The following is a 16,644-nucleotide window of genomic DNA, read 5'->3' as shown; positions in this document are numbered from 1 at the left end:
GCGGCGGTCACAGCGACGCGCGGAGCTCCCGCTTCAGGACCTTGCCGGCGGCCGACACGGGGATCTCGTCGACGAAGCGGACCTCGCGCAGCTTCTTGTAGTGCACGACGGCAGCGTTGACGTGCTCCATCAGCTCGTCCGCGGTCACCTCGCCGGAGCGGACGACGAACGCGGTCGGCAGCTCCCCCGCCTGCGGGTCGGGGCGCCCGACCACGGCCGCGCCCGCGACGGCGGGGTGCGCGAGCAGCTTCTCCTCCAGCTCGCGCGGGTACACGTTGTAGCCGTTGTAAAGGAGCATGTCCTTCTTGCGGTCGACGATGGACAGGTAGCCGTCCTCGTCGAGCACGCCGACGTCGCCCGTGCGCAGCCAGCCGTCCGGGCTCAGCACCGCCGCGGTCTCGTCCGGGCGGTTCAGGTAGCCGGCCATGACCTGCGGGCCGTGCACGCACACCTCGCCCTCCGCGCCGGGCGGCAGCGCGGGGGTCGACTCGTCCACCGCCGGGGCGTCCGCCGCGACGATCTTCACCCGGACGTCCGGGACCGGCACCCCGACCGTGCCGGTCTTCCGCACACCGGACCGGTGCGTCGGGTTCGCGGTCGCGCCCATCGTCACCTCGCTGAGCCCGTACGCCTCGACGACCACCGCGTCCGGGAACGCCTCGCGCAGCCGGGCGATCATCTCGTGCGACAGCGGCGCGGCGCCCGACCGCACGCCCCGCACCGACGACAGGTCGCGGTCCGCGAACGACGGGTCGGCCAGCAGCGCGGAGAACATCGCGGGCGCGCCGCCGAGCGCGGTGGCGCGGAACTTCTCCATGTCCGCCAGGAACGCCGGGACGTCCAGGCGCGGGTGGCTGACGATCGTCGTCCCCGTCATGAACTGGGAGTTGAGGTAGCCGACTGTGCCCATCGCATGGAACCAGGGCGCGACGCTGACGATGACGCCCTCGCCAAGCGGCGTCGGGTACTCCCCCTCCGGGCCGACCGCGCGGATCGTCAGGCCGCCGTGGCCGTCGAGTTCGGGCACCGATCCGGTCCCGGAGCAGGCGAACTGGAGGGTGTTCACCACGACGTTGCGGTGCGGGAGCATCACGCCCTTCGAGCGGCCCGTCGTCCCGCCGGTGTAGGCGATGTGCGCAAGGTCGCGGCGGACGTCGATCTCGACCTCGGGGAACTCCTCCGGACGTCCCGCGCCGACCTCCTCGAACGCGACGCCGCAGCCCGCGAACGCGCCGTCGCACAGCCCCGCCACGTCCGCCGGGGCGCCGGCGCCGCCCGAGCCCGCGACGACGACCGTGCGGACCTTCGTCCGGCCGAGGGCCTGCGCGACCGATCCGGCGAGCAGGTCGAGCGTGACGACCACCGCCGCGCCGCAGTCGGCGAGCTGGAAGGCCAGCTCGCCGGGCGGCAGCAGCGGGTTGCACGGCGAGAACGTCGCGCCCGCCAGCAGCGTCCCGTAGTAGGCGATCGCGAACTGCGGGACGTTCGGCAGGTGCAGCGCGACGACGTCGCCGCGGCCGATGCCCCGCGCGATCAGCCCGTGCGCGAACCGGGCCGACGCGCGCGCCAGCTCGGTGAACGACAGGTCGCGTCCGGCGTGGTGCAGGGCCGTCCGGTCGCCCCAGCGCCGCGCCGCGCCCGCGAGGATCGCGCCGACCGGGACGTCCGGGTAGTCGAGCGAGTGCGGCACACCAGCGAACCAGTGCGGGGTGGTCTCGGAAGACGTCGCGCCCATCGTCGTCCTTTCCAGAGGCTCGTTCTAGAATCTCGTTCGCCCACTCTAGGAGACGGGCCGGGCGCCCCGGTGCGGCGGGTCAGCGCAGCCGCTCGACCACGGGGCCGAAGTCGTCCATGAACGGCCCGTGCACCGTCACGTACGAGAAGCCGAACCGCTCGCGCCGCTCCCGCACCTGCTCGGCGATCTGCTCGTGCGTGCCGATGAACGCGAACGGCGTGTCCAGCACCTCCTCGACGGTCATGTGCGGCGCGCGCGCCGCCTGGAGCCGCTCGGCCGCGGCCCGCCGGTCCGGGGTGACCTCGACGATCTGGACGAGCACGTTCCACTCGATCGCGTCCGCCCGGTCCCCGGCGTGCGCGCGGGCGAACGCCACCCGCTCGGCCGCCTGCTCGGCCGTCCCCAGCCGGAACGTCCCCGGCGGCTCCCCTTTGATCTGGTAGAGCCCGGCGATGCCGACGATGTCGGCGTGCTCGGCGGCGGCCCGCAGCACCGTGTCGCCGGTGCCGCCCACCAGCAGCGGCGGGCCGGACCCGCCGAACCCCGACCGCTGCACCGGCGCGAGGTCGGCGAGCCCGTAGTGCTCGGCGACCGGCCTGCGCTCGGCGTAGTCCGGGCCGCCGAACAGCCGCCCGAGCTCCCCGATCAGCGCGGTCATCCGCTCGACGCGGGCGGCGAACGGCTCCCACGCGATCCCCGCCGCGTCGAACTCCCACTTCATGTGCCCGGCGCCGAGGCCGACCTCGACCCGGCCGCCGGTGAGCCGGTCGGCGGTCGCGATCTCGCGGGCCAGCAGGTGCGCGTTCCAGAACGCGGCGTTCAGCACCAGCGTGCCGACCCGCAGCCGCTCCGTCGCGTCCGCCGCCGCGACCATCGTCGGGAACGGCGCGGGCGACCCGAGGTGGTCGGGGACCTGCGCCACGTCGTAGCCGTACCGCTCGCCCCGCCGGCACCGCTCGACGAAGTCCCCCGGGGAGGCGATGTCGAAGAAGTTGAACCCGAACCGGAAGTCCCTCATGCCGACGATCATGCCCGCCCGGCGCGCGCCCGCGAACCCCCTCACGCCACGGGCGAACCCCCTCGCGCCACGGCCGGTCAGCCGGGGGTGATGAAGCCCGTCTCGTAGGCGAGGATGACCGCCTGCGTCCGGTCCCGCGCCTGCAGCTTGGCGAGGATGTTCCCGACGTGCGTCTTCACCGTCTGCGGGCTCACGAACAGCTCCCCCGCGATCTCGGCGTTGGAGCGCCCCTTCGCCACCAGGCGCAGCACGTCCGCCTCCCGCTCGGTCAGCTCGCCGTGCCAGCGCGCCGCCCGCCCGCCGGCCGCCGACGGCCCGTGCGCGGCGGCCAGCTCCCGGATCGCCGCCGGGAACAGCAGGGTGTCGCCGTGCGCGACCATCCGGACCGCCTGCAGGATCTCCTCCGGCCGCGTCCGCTTCAGCAGGAACCCGTTCGCGCCCGCCTTCAGCGCGTCGTAGACGTACTCGTCGTTCTCGAACGTCGTCACCACGATGATCTTCGGGGGCTCGCGGACGGTGTCCAGGATGTGGCGGGTCGCCTGGATCCCGTCCAGCCGCGGCATCCGCACGTCCATCAGGATCACGTCCGGGCGCAGCCGCGCCACCGCGTCCGGCACCTCCGCGCCGTCGGACGCCTCGCCGACCACGGCCAGGTCGTCCTCGGCGTTGATGATCGCCGCCAGCCCCGCCCGGATCAGCCGCTCGTCGTCGACCAGCAGCACCTTGATCGTCATGTCCCGGACCCTCTCACGAAGCACCGCCCTCTCATCAATTCGCACGCGGCGCTCTCCGGACCGGGCGCCGCCCGGTCAGGAGACGCGGCCGAGCGGCAGCGACACCCGCACGCGCCAGCGGTCGCCGTCCGGCCCCGCGGTCATCTCGCCGCGCAGCACGGTGACGCGCTCGCGGATGCCGCCGAGCCCGCGTCCGCCGCCGTGGCCCGACCCCACGCCGCGCGCCCCCAGCGGGTTGCTCATCTCCATCTCCAGCCGCTCCCCGGCGACGCCGAGGCGCAGCCGCACCGGCACCTTGCCCGCGTGCCGCAGCGCGTTCGTCAGCCCCTCCTGGACGATCCGGTACGCCTCCCGGGAGACCGCCGCGGGCACGTGCTCGACCTGCGGGTCCACCTCCGCGTCGAGCCGCACGCCAGCGAGCCTCGTCTGCTCCAGCACGCGGCCGAGGTCCTTCAGCGTGGGCTGCGGCGCCGGCCGGGACCGGTCCTCGCGCAGCAGCCCGAGCACGTGGTCCAGGTCCTCCAGCGCGGCGCGCGCCGACTCCTCGATCGCGCCGAGCGCCTCCCGCGCGAACTCCGGGTCGGTGTCGAGGACGCGCCCTGCCGCGCCGGCCTGCAGCGTCACCACGCTGAGCGCGTGCCCCACCGAGTCGTGCAGCTCGCGCGCGAGCCGGTTGCGCTCGGCGAGTCGGACGGCCCGCGCCTCCAGGTCCGCGAGCCGCTCCGCGGCGGTCGGCCCGAGGAACCGCGGCGCCAGCCGCGCCAGCAGGACGCCCCCCGCGACGATCAGGACGAGCAGCACCGCGACCCCGGCGATCCCGGCGGGCGGCGCCGCCCACTCCGCCCACGTCCCGAGCCGGCCCCACCTGCCGACGAGCCGCTCGTCCCAGGTCACCAGCGGCGCCATGACCAGCACGAACGCGAACGGCGGCACGGCCAGGCTGAGCCCGCTGACGACCACGCCGGCGAACAGGTGCAGGGTGAACCACGCGCCGGACCGCGTCCGGCTCTCCCAGGTGCCCGCCGGGCCCGGCGCCAGCGCCTCCGCGGGCCCCCGCAGCAGCTCCTTGGCCAGCGAGCTCTCCAGCAGCCGCACCGACGGGACGAGCCCGGTGACGAACGCGGCGGCCGCCGGGAACACCAGCAGCGCGAGCACTCCGGCGGCGGGCCCGTTGAACGGCAGCAGCGCGGCGAGGGTCATGCCGAGGAACCAGTACGGCATGAGCAGCGCGCCGCCCACCACCAGATGGGCCCAGCGCCGCCAGGTCGTCCGCTCGATCAGCGGGTGCAGAACACCGGACACGTCCCGATCCTGGCAGAACGGCGGCGCCGTCCCCTCCCCCGCGCGACCCGGCCGGGATCCCCCGCGCGGGGGATCCGCCGGCCGGTGTACGGGGTCACGACTCGGGCTGGCGGGCGGCCTTGCGGCCCTGCTCGCCCGCGAGCCGGTCGCGCTCGGCGAGCTTGGCCAGGCGCGCGTTGTAGGCGGCGAGCTCGTCCTCCCCGTCGCCCGCCTCGCCGCGCGCGGTGCGCTCGGCGGCGCGGTCGGCCTTGCGGTCCATCCGGCGGGCCTGCCGCTGGTCGTCGGCGTACCACTGGAACGCCATCACCAGCAGGACGACGAACGTCGGCACCTCGCCGAACGCCCACGCGATCGACCCGGCGGTGTGCTGGTCGTGCAGGATCGTGGTGCCCCACGGCGGGTTGACGGCGTTGTACCAGCCGGTCGCGAGCGCCTGGTTCAGGCTCATCAGCGCGATGCCGAAGAACGCGTGGAACGGCATCGTGACGAACAGCAGCAGCAGCCGCATCGGGTGCGGCAGCCGGCGCGGCGCCGGGTCGATGCCGAGCAGCACCCAGAAGAACAGGCAGCCGGACGCCAGGAAGTGCACCATCATCGCGATGTGCCCGAGGTGGTCCCGCATGAGGTCCTCGAACAGCGGCGTGAAGTACAGCGCGAACGTGCTGCCCATGAACAGGATCGTGGCGAACGCCGGATGGGCGACGAACCGGACGAACCGGCTGTGCAGCATCGCGGTGAGCCACTCGCGCGGGCCGCGGTCGCCGCGGACCCGGGCGGGCTTGAGCGCGCGCAGTGCCAGCGTCGTCGGGGCGCCGACGACGAGGAAGATCGGCGTCAGCATGTTCAGCACCATGTGCTGGGCCATGTGCACGCTGAACAGGATCGGCGCGTACCGGGCGACGCCGGTCTGGGTGACGACGACGATCGTCAGCAGGCCGAAGAACCAGGAGACGGTGCGTCCGACCGGCCAGGAGTCGCCGCGCCGCCGCAGCCGCAGCACCCCGGCCAGGTACAGCCCGCCCAGCACGACGACCAGGACGCCGAAAAACAGGTCGAAGTGCCACAGCGTCGCGAGCCGCTCCAGGTTGATGTGCGGCGGCATGTCGAAGCCGAGCTGCGTCTTGATCGCCGACTCGGTGCCGGTCTCCGGCGGCGGCGCGGTGCGCGCGAGCGCGACGGCGAGGCCCATGGTGGCGGCCATGACGGCGGCCTCGACGGCGGCGAGCCGGGCGAACGCGCGGGGCTTGCGGTCGTGCAGCGCCGGGATCGTCCGCTCGCGGTGCCACCAGCCGAACCAGCCGAGCACCGCGAACGCGATGATCTTGCCGAGGGCGAGCCGGCCGTAGTCCGTGGTGAACAGCTCCGACGGGCTCGGCAGCCGGGAGATCACGTTGACCATGCCGCTGGCGCCCACGGTGATGTAGCACCACAGCGCCATCCGGCTGAACCGCTCGGCCATGATCGGCAGCTTGTCGCGGCCGAGCAGCGCGTGCGCGCCGACGACCGCGAGGCCGCCGACCCACGGCGCGATCGCGGCGACGTGCAGCGCCACCCCGGTCACGGCGACCTCGTGGTTGGCGGCCGACGCGGAGTGCCCGGTGAGCGGCGGCGGCAGCAGCGCGATCCCGGCCATCGCCAGCAGCCCGAACGCGGCGGCGGGGGTGGTCGTGGTGCGCGCGAGCAGCGCCACCACCACGGCCAGCAGCACCACGATCATCAGCGCGGTGCCCTGCTCCAGCGAGCCGACGTAGCTGCTCAGCTCGTTGCCGCCGATGACCTCGGTGACCGGCTGGCCGAGCACGTCGGCGACGGTGAACACCAGCGTGGCCGCCGCGGCGGCGGCCCATCCGGCCGCCAGCCACGACGCCGCGCGCAGGTAGCCGACCGAGTCCCGGGACAGCTTCGGGGTCTCGCGCGCGCCCTCGACGGGCAGCAGCGCGGCGCCCGCGAGGAGCGCGCCGACGGTCAGCGCGGACAGCAGGTCCATCGCCGTCCGCGACACCGGCAGCCCCCACCGGGTGGCGGCGCCGGCGTCCCCGATGCCGGGGATGACCTGCTCGGTCACCGCCCCGCCGAGGACGAGGGCCGCCACCAGGACGGCGGCCGCCGCGACGACCGCCAGGACGGCGGCGCGTAGGACCCGCAGGGCGCCCTCACTCACCGCCGGCCCCGATCACCGGCGAGCCCGTTCACTGGCGACCCCGTCCACTGCCGACCCCGATCACTGGCGTTCCTCACTCACTCGCGGCGGGCGCCGCCCCGTGCTTGCGCTTGGCCCGGTAGACGATGGCCACGCCGATGCCGATACCGACCAGCACGCCGGCGCCGATCAGGCCCCACGTCACCATCCCGGACCCGGAATCGGAGTCGGACTCGGCGGCCTGCTGCTGGTCGATCTTCAGGGGCTGCTCGTTGCTGGTCGCGGCGGCGCCGGTCTGGTCGACCGCGCCCACGCCGCCCTTGGTCGGCGCGGCCTGCGGCTGCTCGCCGGTGCTCCCGTCCCCGCCCGCGGCGGTCGCGGTGAACGTGAGGCCGTCGGCCTGGACGGGGTGCCCGTCCGCGCCGACCACCCGGTAGGCGACCGTGTACGACCCGGCGGGCAGCGCGCCGGTCAGCCTCTGCGTGACCGTGGTGCCCGCGTGCTCGGCGGCGCCGGACTGGAAGGCCTTGCCGTGCGCGTCCCTGACGACGACCTTCGCGGTGCTGATCTTGTCGCTGAAGACCAGCTTCACCTCGGTGACCCCGGCGGCGGACTCCCCCTTGCCGGGCGTGCTGCTCACCAGCTGGGTGTGGGCGAGCGCTGGGGTGGCCGTCACCGCGCCGAGCGCGGCGGCGAGGACGGCGACGAGACCGAGGCGGCGCAGGGGCCCGCGGGTCGTGAGGGTTCTCATGGGGTGGCCGGGTTCTCTATGTGGGAATGAGGGCCCTTCTAGCGTACTGACGCGGCGCCGATGGCACGTCCGGGGTCGGAGAAGCCCCTCAGAGCGTGCCCAAAGCGTGATCGCGGCCGTGCTCGGCGAACTCGGCGCGCAGCTTCGCGGCCCGCTCGGCGGTCAGCGGCTCGTAGGCCAGCGCCCGGCCGGGACGCACCCACACCGGCCGGCCGTCCGCCGGTTCCCACAGGAGGCGGCGCAGCGGCCGCTTGTGCACCTTCCCCGTCGCGGTCAGCGGCATCGGCCGGACGATCCGGACGAACCGCGGCGCCCACTTCGTCCCGAGGTCGGGCTGGGCGGCCAGGAAGTCGGCGAACCCGTCGGGGTCGAACGCGGCGCCGTCGTGCAGTTCGAGCGCCGCCATCACCTGGTCGCCGGTGCGCGGGTCCGGGACGGGGTAGACGGCGCACATCACCACGGCGGGCCAGCGCGCCAGGATCCGCTCGACCGGCGCGGCGGCGAAGTTCTCGCTGTCGACGCGGAGCCGGTCGGCGCCGCGTCCGGCGAAGTAGAAGTAGCCGGCCTCGTCGCGGTAGCCGAGGTCGCCGCTCCAGTAGACGCCGCCGTGGACGCGTTCGGCGTCGGCCTCTGGGTCCTTGTAGTAGCCCTCGAAGGCGCCGGCGGCGTTGAGCCCGGCGAGCTCGCCGATGGCCTCGCCGGGGTTGAGCAGCCCGCCGGCGGCGTCGAAGCGGGCGCGCGGGCATTCGGCGCCGGTGGCGGGGTCGAGGACGGCGACCTCCAGGTCGGGCGGCGCGACGCCGAGCGCGTCGGGCGGCGAGTCCGGGGTCTTGCGCAGCGAGATCGCGCCCTCGCTGGAGCCGTAGCCCTCGATGATGCGGCACCCGAACCGGCGCGCGAACCCGGCCATGTCCTGCGCGGACGCCTCGGTCCCGAACGCGCACCGCAGCGTGTTGTCGTGGTCGTCGGGTGCTTCCGGGGTGGCGAGGACGTAGGCGAGGGCGCGTCCGACGTAGTTGAAGTAGGTCACGCCGAACCGGCGCACGTCGGGCAGGAAGCCGGACGCGGAGAAGCGGCGCCGCAGCGCGACGGTGGCGCCCGCGTGCACGGCCATCGCGAGGTTCGCCATGACGGCGTTGCCGTGGAACAGCGGCATCGCGACGTAGGTGACGGAGTCGCGCTCGATGCCCATCATCGCGGAACGTTCCGCTATCGCGGCGAGCCGTCCCTGCCCGCAGGCGACCGCCTTCGGCGCGCCGGTCGACCCGGAGGTGAACAGGAGCAGCAGCCGGTCCTCGGGCCGGGCGCCCGGGTCGCCGTGCTCCGCGCGGGCCTCCGCCTCGCGGAGCGACGCCGCGTACGGGTCGGAGTCGACGACGAGGACCCGGTCCGGCGGGACGGCGTCGCCGAGCGCGTCCAGCAGCGGGAGGTGCGCGGTGTCGGTGACGATCAGGTCGCAGTCGGTGTGCCGGACGTCGGCGGCCAGCTCGGCGCCGCGCCGGGTCGGGTTGATCCCGACGACGGTGGCGCGGCCGAGCGCCGCGGCGAAGATCCAGAAGACGTACTCGGGGACGTTCTCCAGCAGCACCCCGACGTGCCGCGGGCGGCCGGGCGGTTCGGGGCAGGCGTCCGGCAGCAGCGCGGCGCGCGTGCGGGCGGCCGCCACGGCCCGCGCCCAGCTGTAGGTCTCGTCCTCGAACCGGAGCCCGGGGTGCCCGTCACCGGCCCGTTCCAGCAGAAGGTCCGCGAAGGTCGGGCTCGCCACGTCCGCGACCCTGCCACCCAAGCTTTTGCTTGGTCAAGGGGGGGACGATCAATTGCACCCGCAGTCGCAGTCGCAGCAGTCGCAACCGTCACAGCAGTCGCAACCATCGCAGCAGTCGCAGTCGCATCCGCTGCAGCCGCTGCAGCCGCTGCAGCAGTCGCAGCCGTCGCAGCAGTCGTCGCAGTGCCGGGTGCACCAGCAGCGGTCCCCGCAGTCCTTGCCGTGGTGCTCGCTCCAGTCGGGCTGGAACACCCCGCAGGTCAGGCACACCGCCGTCCCGGTGAAGCACGGGATCGGCCATCCCGGCCGGCGGCCCCGCGGGCGGTGCCCGAAGTTCGCGCCGCCGCCTCCCCCGCCCCCGTGCGGCGGGATCCAGCCGCCCCCATCGCCGTGCCCGCCGCCCTGCGCCGGCGGGTAGCCCTGGTGCAGCGGGTGGCCCTGCGGCGGGTACGGAGCGTTCCCGTAGGGCGGCTGCGGCCCCGGACCCGGCGGCGGATAGGGCCCCGGCCCCTGCGGCGGGTAGGCCGCGAAGACCCGGTCGACCGAGCGGCGGACCTCCCGGTCCAGCAGCGCCCGGACGAGCCGCGGCTTCTCCATCTCCAGGTCGGCCAGCGCGAGCCGCAGCCCGTGCAGCGCGTCGTCGGCGTACCGGCGGGCCTCGGCGGGCGTAGTGCCGGTGGCCAGGAGCGGGTTGAACGCGCCGGCGGCGTGGTCGTCCGCCACGTCCTCGACGGCGTCGATCAGGTGGGCGAGGCGGCCGAAGTAGCGGCCCGCTTCAGCGAGCGACTCGGCGTTGGCCTCCTTGCCCGCGAGTACCGCGGTGTGCGCGAACACCGCCGCGACGGCGGTCTCGGTGGGCTCGGTGAGATCGAGCAGCCGCAGCCCCGGCTCGGCCTCCAGTACGGACTGCCGCGCGACGGCGTCGCGCAGCACCGACGGGTCGAACCCGACGGCGGCGCCCGTCCGCGCGCCCGCCGCGTCCCAGCGGGAGGCGGCGCGGCCCGCGGCGGCGGCGACCAGCCGGCGCGCGTACGCGCCGTCGCCGTCGGCGACGTGGTCGCGGGTCTTCCCGGCGGCCAGCAGCAGCGACGCGGCCGCCGCGAGCCGCGCGCCCTCCGCCTTCGCGGTCACGACCTGGGCGGTCTTCATCCCGCGCAGCGCGCACGGCCCGGCCTTGCGGCGCGGCGACAGCTCCGGCGCCTGCGCCTCCACCAGCACCGAGACGAGCAGCCCGTCGCAGTTGGTGACGAGCCGCGCCGCCTGGCCGTGCTCGGCCCGCAGCGTCAGGCACAGCCCGCACAGGTGCGCCATCCAGTCCTCGAACAGCGACCCGCACAGCACGTGCTTGCACGGACGGACCACACCGAACACCGGCATCTCCCCATCTCAGGCGACTCGCAGCATTATTCACGGACGCCGCAGCCCCCGAGATGGTTCATCCCGGAAGATCGAAGATGCCGGGATCAGACCCCGACGCAGGTCAGGGCGCGGCGGTAGGCGGCCATCCGCGGCTCCCGCGTGCCGGTCTCGGCGAGCACCTCGGCGAGGTCGAACCACGCCTGCGCCGCCTCCCGCGAGGACTCCATGTCCTCCAGGCACGTCGCGGCCCGGGTGAGCACCTCCACCGCGCGGTCGCGGTGGCCGAGCCGCACGCACGCCTCGCCGAGCACCGTCAGCGCGCCGGCGGTGACCCGGCGCGGCGCGTCCCCGAGCAGCTCGAGGGCGTCCTCGGCAAGCCGGACCGCCTCCGCCGGGCGGCCGAGCGCCGTCTCGGCGCGGGCCAGCTCGGTCAGGCACCGGGCCACGTCGATCTCCCCGGCGGACCCGGCGTTGATCTCCTCGCTCACCCGGGTGAGCAGCTCGCGGGCCTGCACCGCCTGGTCGGGCCGGGCGCGCAGCAGCAGCCCCGCGTAGACGACGCGGAGCCGGTTGAGGTCGCGCGGGTCCTCGCCGTCGCCGGCCAGCATCAGCGCGCGCTCGGCGAGCCCGACGCCCTCCTCGTACTCGCCGCGGATCTGCGCGACGTTGGCGGCCTCCCAGTAGGCGACCGTGCGGGCGCGCGCGCTGCCGATCCGCTCGGCGCGCTCGACCAGCTGCGCGGCGAGCTGCCGGGCGCGGACGAGGTCGCCGCGCTCGATGAAGGCGGCCAGCAGCGCCGCGCCGAGGTGGACGGCGGCGTCGGTGGAGTCGGCGCCGGTCGCGATGAGGTGCCGCAGCGCCTCCTCGGCCGCCTGCACGCCCGCGCTGATGTCGCCGCGCTCGCGCAGGCAGCGGCTCAGCGCGACGTGGACCCGGGCCCAGTGGTCGAGGTCGGTCTCGGCGGAGGCCTCCTCGGTCAGCGCGCGCAGCCCGGCGATCGCCTCCTCCAGCTCGCCCGCCGCCTCCAGCGCGAGGGCGTGCCCCCAGCGGGCCTGGTGCAGCATCTCCGGCAGCGCCACGGCGTCGGCGTTGGCCAGCACCTCGGCGAACCGGGCCCGCGCCTCGGCGGCGGCGCCGTTGCGCAGCGCGATCTCGGCGTAGTCCAGGGTGACGCGCAGCTCGTCGACGACGTCCTCGCTGACGCCGCTGACGAGGTAGGTCGCCGAGCAGTTCAGCTTCACCGCGAGCAGGTCCACCACGCTCGGGGCGGGGACCCGCTTGTCGCTCTCGATCAGCGAGATGTAGCTGTCGGACAGCTCGGGGAAGGCCAGCTGCGCCTGGCTCACGCCCTGCCTGATCCGCAGGGCGCGGATGCGCTGCCCCAGTGTCTCCCGATCCATGTGACCCCGCTCTTCCTTGTGGTCGCCTACAGGGTGCTCGCCGGGCGCGTCGCGCGCAGGGCGAGGAAGAAGTCGACTCGGTCCTCAAGTGTGCCGAGATCCCGGCCGGTGAGGTCCTCGATTCGGCGGATTCGGTACCGAAGCGTGTTCACATGGACGTGCAGCCGGGTCGCGCTCCGGCTCCACGACCCCGAGCAGGACAGGAACACCTCCAGGGTGTGCAGGAGCTCGGCCTGCCTGCTGCTGTCGTACTCCTCCAGCGGGCCGAGCATCCGCTCCCGGAACGACCAGCGGGTCCGCTCCGGGACGGCGGCCAGCAGCAGCGCGTAGGAGTCCGCGTAGGCGTCCCCGTACGCATCGGGGGCCGGCGCGTCCGCCGAGTCTCGCATTCGCACCATGGCAGGCTATAGCGGACCGTTCCCGTCACGCAGCGCTGGTTCTGAATCACATCCCGGCACCGCCGCCCCGGTCCGGCGGGCACGGCCCGGCGGGCGGGATGCGGCAGGCGCGCCGGGAACGCCGCCGGGCACCGGCCCCGCGCCGTCCGCCGGACGGGCCGTGCCGGTGGACGACGGCGCGCCGCCCGGCGGCTAACCTGTGCTCGCACTTTCCGGGAACGACGCTGGTGAAGGCGGAGCACGCGCGAATGTCCAAGATCAACACGGCGAAGGCCGACGCATCGCCGCCGGCCGGCGGGCGCGGGCCGCTGGACCGGCTGTTCGACCTGTCCGCGCGGCGGACCACGGTGGCCCGCGAGCTGCGCGGCGGCGTCACCACGTTCTTCGCGATGGCCTACATCATCCTGCTGAACCCGATCATCCTCGGCGGGGCCAAGGACGTCACCGGCGCGACGCTGTCGATCCCACAGCTGACCACGATGACCGCGCTGTCCGCCGCGATCACCACGGTGATCATGGGGCTGGTCGGGAACGCGCCGCTGGCCCTCGCCGCCGGCCTCGGCATCAACGCGGTGGTGGCCTTCCAGGCGGCGCCGGTGATGACCTGGCCGCAGGCGATGGGCCTGGTGGTGATCGAGGGCGTGATCATCGTGCTGCTGGCGCTCACCGGCGTCCGCGAGCGGATCATGAACTCGATCCCGCTGGCGCTCAAGCACGCCATCGCGGTCGGCATCGGCGCGTTCATCGCGCTGGTCGGGCTGTACGACTCGGGGTTCGTCACCTCGAGCAAGACCAGCCCGCCGCTGTCGCTCGGCACCGGCGGGCGGCTGGAGACCTGGCCGACGCTGGTGTTCGGCCTCACGCTGCTGCTGATGATCGTGCTGTACGTGCGCAGGGTGCCCGGCGCGATCCTGATCAGCATCATCACCGGCACCGTGCTCGCGGTGGTCATCCAGTCGTACGCGTCGGTCCCGGACGGCGGCTGGGGCGTCGTCACGCCCGACCTGCCGGACAAGGTGTTCGCCGCGCCCGACTTCGGGCTGTTCGGGAAGGTCGACCTGTTCGGCGGGTTCGGCCGGGCGGGCGTGATCACGGCGCTCGTGGTCCTGTTCACCCTGGTGCTGTCCGGGTTCTTCGACGCGATGGGCACCATCCTCGGCATCAGCGACGAGGCCGGCCTCACCAACGAGCGGGGCGAGGTGCCGCGGCTCGGCCGGATCCTGTCGGTGGACGGCCTGTCCGCCGCGCTCGGCGGCGTCACCAGCTCGTCCGCCAACACCGTGTTCGTGGAGTCGGCGGCGGGCGTCGGCGAGGGCGCCCGGACCGGCCTGGCCAACATCGCGACCGGCGCGCTGTTCGCGCTCACCCTGTTCCTCACCCCGCTCGCCGCGGTCGTGCCCGCGCAGGCCGCCGCGCCCGCGCTGGTGGTGGTCGGCGCGCTGATGATGACGCAGGTCGCCAAGGTGACCTGGGACGACCTGGAGATCGCGATCCCGGCGTTCCTCACCATCGTGCTGATGCCGTTCACCTACTCGATCACGATCGGCATCGGCGGCGGGATGGTCACCTACGCGATCATCAAGCTGGCCCGCGGCAAGGTCCGCGAGGTGTCGGTGTGGCTGTGGCCCGTGGTGGTGCTGTTCCTGCTGTTCTTCGCGATCCACCCGATCGAGACGTGGCTCGGGGTGAAGTAGCGGCGGGGGCCCGCGAGATTCTCACGCGAATGTCGGCCCATTTGAAAGTCTCGGGCGCGGTTCCGGGTGTCAAATAGTGCCGTCATGGCGTAAGCAGAAGGTAGGGCCTTACCCCCCGGCGTGAAAGGCGTGGCTGTGGTGTCCGCGGACCGTCCCCCCGACCCTCCCGCCCACGGCCACGTCCTGCTGGCGCCGGGACGGTTCCCCGGCACGCTGACCGCGGCGCAGGTGGCCCGCCATCTCGCCGCCGGGCTGCGCCGCGCGCGACCGGACGTCCCGCTCGTCGAGCTGCCCGTCGCCGACGGCGGGGACGGCACCGTCGAGGCGGCCTTCGCGGCCGGGTGGGGCCGTGTGGAGGTCGAGGTCTGCGGGCCGACCGGCCGTCCGGTGACCGCGCGGCTGGCCGTCCGCGACCGCACCGCGCTGGTGGAGCTGGCCGAGGCGTCCGGGCTGCGCCGGCTGCCGGGCGGCAAGCCGCGCCCGCTCACCGCGTCCAGCCTCGGCACCGGGCAGCTGGTGGCGCACGCGCTGCGGCTCGGCGCCCGCCGGATCGTGCTCGGGCTCGGCGGCGGCGCCTGCACCGACGGCGGCGCGGGGCTCGTCCAGGGGCTCGGCGGGCGGCTGCTCGACGCGCTCGGCAAGGACCTGCCGCCCGGCGGCGCGGCGCTGCGCTCGCTGCACGCGCTGGACCTGCGCGCCCTGCCCGACCTGTCCGGCGTCGAGGTGGTCGTCGCGGGCGACTCCGCGGGCCCGCTGCTCGGCCGCGGCGGCGCCGCCGCGGTGGACGGCCCGCCGCGCGGCGCCACCCGCGACGAGGTCCGGGTGCTGGACGCGGGGCTGCGCCGCTGGGCCGACCTGGCGGAGGCGGCGTCCCGCCGGGCCGCCCGCGACCTGCCGGGCGCGGGCGCGGCGGGCGGCGTCGGGTTCGCCGCGCTGGCCTTCCTCGGCGCGACGATCGAGCCGGGCGCCGCGCTGATGCTGGACCTGCTCGACCTCGCCGGGCGGGCGCGCGGCGCGCACCTGGTCGTCACCGGCGAGGGCACCCTGGACACCCGGTCGCTGCGCGGCACCGCGCCGATCGGCGTCGCGCGCGCCGCGGCCCGCGCCGGGGCGCCCGTGGTCGCGGTGGCCGGGCGCCGCGGGCTGACCGGCGAGCGGCTGCGCAAGGCGCGGATCCAGGCGGTGTACGCGCTGGACGACATCGAGCCGGACGCCGAGCGCCGCGTCCGCCGGGCGGGGCCGCTGCTGGAGCAGCTGACGGTCGCGATCGCCGACGAGTGGCTGCCCGCGCCCCCGCGCCACTGACCCGGCCGGCACGTTTCGTCGAAAGACGTTCGACAGTTCCGGGACGGACGGCTGGACCCGCGTCTAAGATCGTGGAGGCGGCGGCATCCGGCAAAACTCCACAGCGGCACGAGGCGGGCGCACATGGCGGACGAGCAGTACGACTGGGCATCACTCGGCATCGACGTGACCAAGCCGAGCATCGCGCGCACTTACGACGTGGTCCTGCGCGGCAAGGACAACTTCGAGGTCGACCGCGCGTTCGTGGACGAGATCGTCAAGATCGTCCCCGAGATCTACGACGTGGCCGCCTACAACCGGCAGATCCTCGGCCGCGGCGTGCGGTACCTCGCCGGCGAGGCGGGCCTGCGCCAGTTCCTCGACCTCGGCTCCGGGCTGCCGACCGTGCAGAACACCCACCAGGTCGCCCAGTCCGTCGCGGCGGAGTCCCGCGTCGTCTACGTCGACAACGACCCGATCGTGCTGGCGCACGGGCGGGCGCTGCTCGCCGAGAACGAGCGCACCACCGTCGTCACCGCGGACGTCCGCGAGCCGGAGGAGATCCTCGCCCACGAGGAGGTGCGGCGGCTCATCGACTTCGGCGAGCCCGTCGCGGTGCTGCTCGTCGGCATCCTGCACCACCTGCACGACGACGAGAAGCCGCAGCGGGTCGTCGACACGCTGATGGACGCGGTGCCGTCCGGCAGCCACCTGTTCATCACGAGCTTCTGCGCGTCCAGCCAGGAGGCGGTCGACGCCGAGGTGCAGTACCAGGGGCTGCTCGGCACCGGCCGGTTCCGCACGCCCGAGGAGATCGAGCGCTGGTTCGCCGGCCTCGAACTGCTGGAGCCGGGCGTGGTCCCGCTGCCGCTGTGGCGCCCCGACGGGCCCGTGCCGAACGAGCTGACGGTCGGGCACCGGCTCATGTACGGGGGCGTCGCCCGCAAGCCCTGACCCGGGGCTCCGGCGCCGACCTGGAATGCTTTACACCTTGTCATCGAAAAGGGCGATGACTTTTCACCCTGCACATGGCACCGGGGGCTCCGCACACCGCACGCTGTAGG

The 16,644-nt window shown here is 74.5% G+C and carries 12 protein-coding genes and 1 pseudogene; 3 read left to right on the top strand and 10 right to left on the bottom strand.

Annotated elements, in window-relative coordinates:
- Positions 1–7: 7 nt before the first annotated feature.
- The 10 genes and pseudogenes from AB0C78_RS24090 to AB0C78_RS24045 all read right to left on the bottom strand — a co-directional run.
- Positions 8–1,735: an AMP-binding protein gene (locus AB0C78_RS24090; RefSeq protein ID WP_360751515.1), complete on the bottom strand. Its 1,728-nt coding sequence runs from the start codon at positions 1,733–1,735 to the stop codon at positions 8–10.
- 79 nt (positions 1,736–1,814) lie between these two features.
- Positions 1,815–2,753: a TIGR03621 family F420-dependent LLM class oxidoreductase gene (locus AB0C78_RS24085; protein ID WP_360751512.1), complete on the bottom strand. Its 939-nt coding sequence runs from the start codon at positions 2,751–2,753 to the stop codon at positions 1,815–1,817.
- Between the two features lie 77 nt (positions 2,754–2,830).
- Positions 2,831–3,487: a response regulator transcription factor gene (locus AB0C78_RS24080; RefSeq protein ID WP_360751567.1), complete on the bottom strand. Its 657-nt coding sequence runs from the start codon at positions 3,485–3,487 to the stop codon at positions 2,831–2,833.
- 75 nt (positions 3,488–3,562) lie between these two features.
- Positions 3,563–4,789: a histidine kinase gene (locus tag AB0C78_RS24075; protein WP_360751509.1), complete on the bottom strand. Its 1,227-nt coding sequence runs from the start codon at positions 4,787–4,789 to the stop codon at positions 3,563–3,565.
- 94 nt (positions 4,790–4,883) lie between these two features.
- Complete coding sequence (locus AB0C78_RS24070) at positions 4,884–6,950, bottom strand: cytochrome c oxidase assembly protein (RefSeq protein ID WP_360751507.1); 2,067 nt, start codon at positions 6,948–6,950, stop codon at positions 4,884–4,886.
- A gap of 73 nt (positions 6,951–7,023) precedes the next feature.
- Positions 7,024–7,680, bottom strand: a complete 657-nt coding sequence (locus AB0C78_RS24065; RefSeq protein ID WP_360751505.1) for a copper resistance CopC family protein — start codon at positions 7,678–7,680, stop codon at positions 7,024–7,026.
- 88 nt (positions 7,681–7,768) lie between these two features.
- On the bottom strand, positions 7,769–9,445 hold the full coding sequence (locus AB0C78_RS24060; RefSeq protein WP_360751503.1) for an AMP-binding protein: 1,677 nt from the start codon (positions 9,443–9,445) through the stop codon (positions 7,769–7,771).
- A 48-nt stretch (positions 9,446–9,493) separates the two neighbouring features.
- A complete protein-coding gene (locus AB0C78_RS24055; RefSeq protein WP_360751500.1) occupies positions 9,494–10,816 on the bottom strand; it encodes a DUF5685 family protein in 1,323 nt (440 codons plus the stop codon).
- Between the two features lie 92 nt (positions 10,817–10,908).
- Positions 10,909–12,204 carry a helix-turn-helix domain-containing protein gene (locus tag AB0C78_RS24050; RefSeq protein WP_151547179.1) on the bottom strand — a complete coding sequence of 432 codons (1,296 nt, stop codon included), beginning with the start codon at positions 12,202–12,204 and terminating at the stop codon, positions 10,909–10,911.
- 26 nt (positions 12,205–12,230) lie between these two features.
- Positions 12,231–12,539 (bottom strand): annotated as a pseudogene (locus AB0C78_RS24045) (helix-turn-helix domain-containing protein); the annotation flags it as partial.
- Positions 12,540–12,850: 311 nt separating this feature from the next.
- On the opposite strand from AB0C78_RS24045, the gene AB0C78_RS24040 reads away from it, so the two are divergent.
- The 3 genes from AB0C78_RS24040 to AB0C78_RS24030 all read left to right on the top strand — a co-directional run bounded on the left by AB0C78_RS24040 (position 12,851) and on the right by AB0C78_RS24030 (position 16,534).
- On the top strand, positions 12,851–14,296 hold the full coding sequence (locus AB0C78_RS24040) for an NCS2 family permease (protein WP_360751497.1): 1,446 nt from the start codon (positions 12,851–12,853) through the stop codon (positions 14,294–14,296).
- Positions 14,297–14,431: 135 nt separating this feature from the next.
- Positions 14,432–15,601, top strand: coding sequence for a glycerate kinase (locus tag AB0C78_RS24035; protein WP_360751495.1), 1,170 nt, complete (start codon positions 14,432–14,434; stop codon positions 15,599–15,601).
- A 123-nt stretch (positions 15,602–15,724) separates the two neighbouring features.
- Positions 15,725–16,534, top strand: a complete 810-nt coding sequence (locus AB0C78_RS24030; protein WP_360751492.1) for an SAM-dependent methyltransferase — start codon at positions 15,725–15,727, stop codon at positions 16,532–16,534.
- The last annotated feature ends 110 nt before the right edge of the window (positions 16,535–16,644 follow it).

Source organism: Actinomadura sp. NPDC048394, assembly GCF_040651755.1.
In the GTDB taxonomy this organism is placed as follows: domain Bacteria; phylum Actinomycetota; class Actinomycetes; order Streptosporangiales; family Streptosporangiaceae; genus Spirillospora; species Spirillospora montaniterrae.
This window is presented reverse-complemented; position numbering and strand designations above follow the sequence as displayed.

What these genes read in the sequence shown, in the direction of transcription:
- AB0C78_RS24090 (WP_360751515.1), bottom strand. Translation starts at nt 1,735, where the DNA reads ATGGGCGCGACGTCTTCCGAGACCACCCCGCACTGGTTCGCTGGTGTG.
- AB0C78_RS24085 (WP_360751512.1), bottom strand. Translation starts at nt 2,753, where the DNA reads ATGAGGGACTTCCGGTTCGGGTTCAACTTCTTCGACATCGCCTCCCCG.
- AB0C78_RS24080 (WP_360751567.1), bottom strand. Translation starts at nt 3,487, where the DNA reads ATGACGATCAAGGTGCTGCTGGTCGACGACGAGCGGCTGATCCGGGCG.
- AB0C78_RS24065 (WP_360751505.1), bottom strand. Translation starts at nt 7,680, where the DNA reads ATGAGAACCCTCACGACCCGCGGGCCCCTGCGCCGCCTCGGTCTCGTC.
- AB0C78_RS24050 (WP_151547179.1), bottom strand. Translation starts at nt 12,204, where the DNA reads ATGGATCGGGAGACACTGGGGCAGCGCATCCGCGCCCTGCGGATCAGG.
- AB0C78_RS24040 (WP_360751497.1), top strand. Translation starts at nt 12,851, where the DNA reads ATGTCCAAGATCAACACGGCGAAGGCCGACGCATCGCCGCCGGCCGGC.
- AB0C78_RS24030 (WP_360751492.1), top strand. Translation starts at nt 15,725, where the DNA reads ATGGCGGACGAGCAGTACGACTGGGCATCACTCGGCATCGACGTGACC.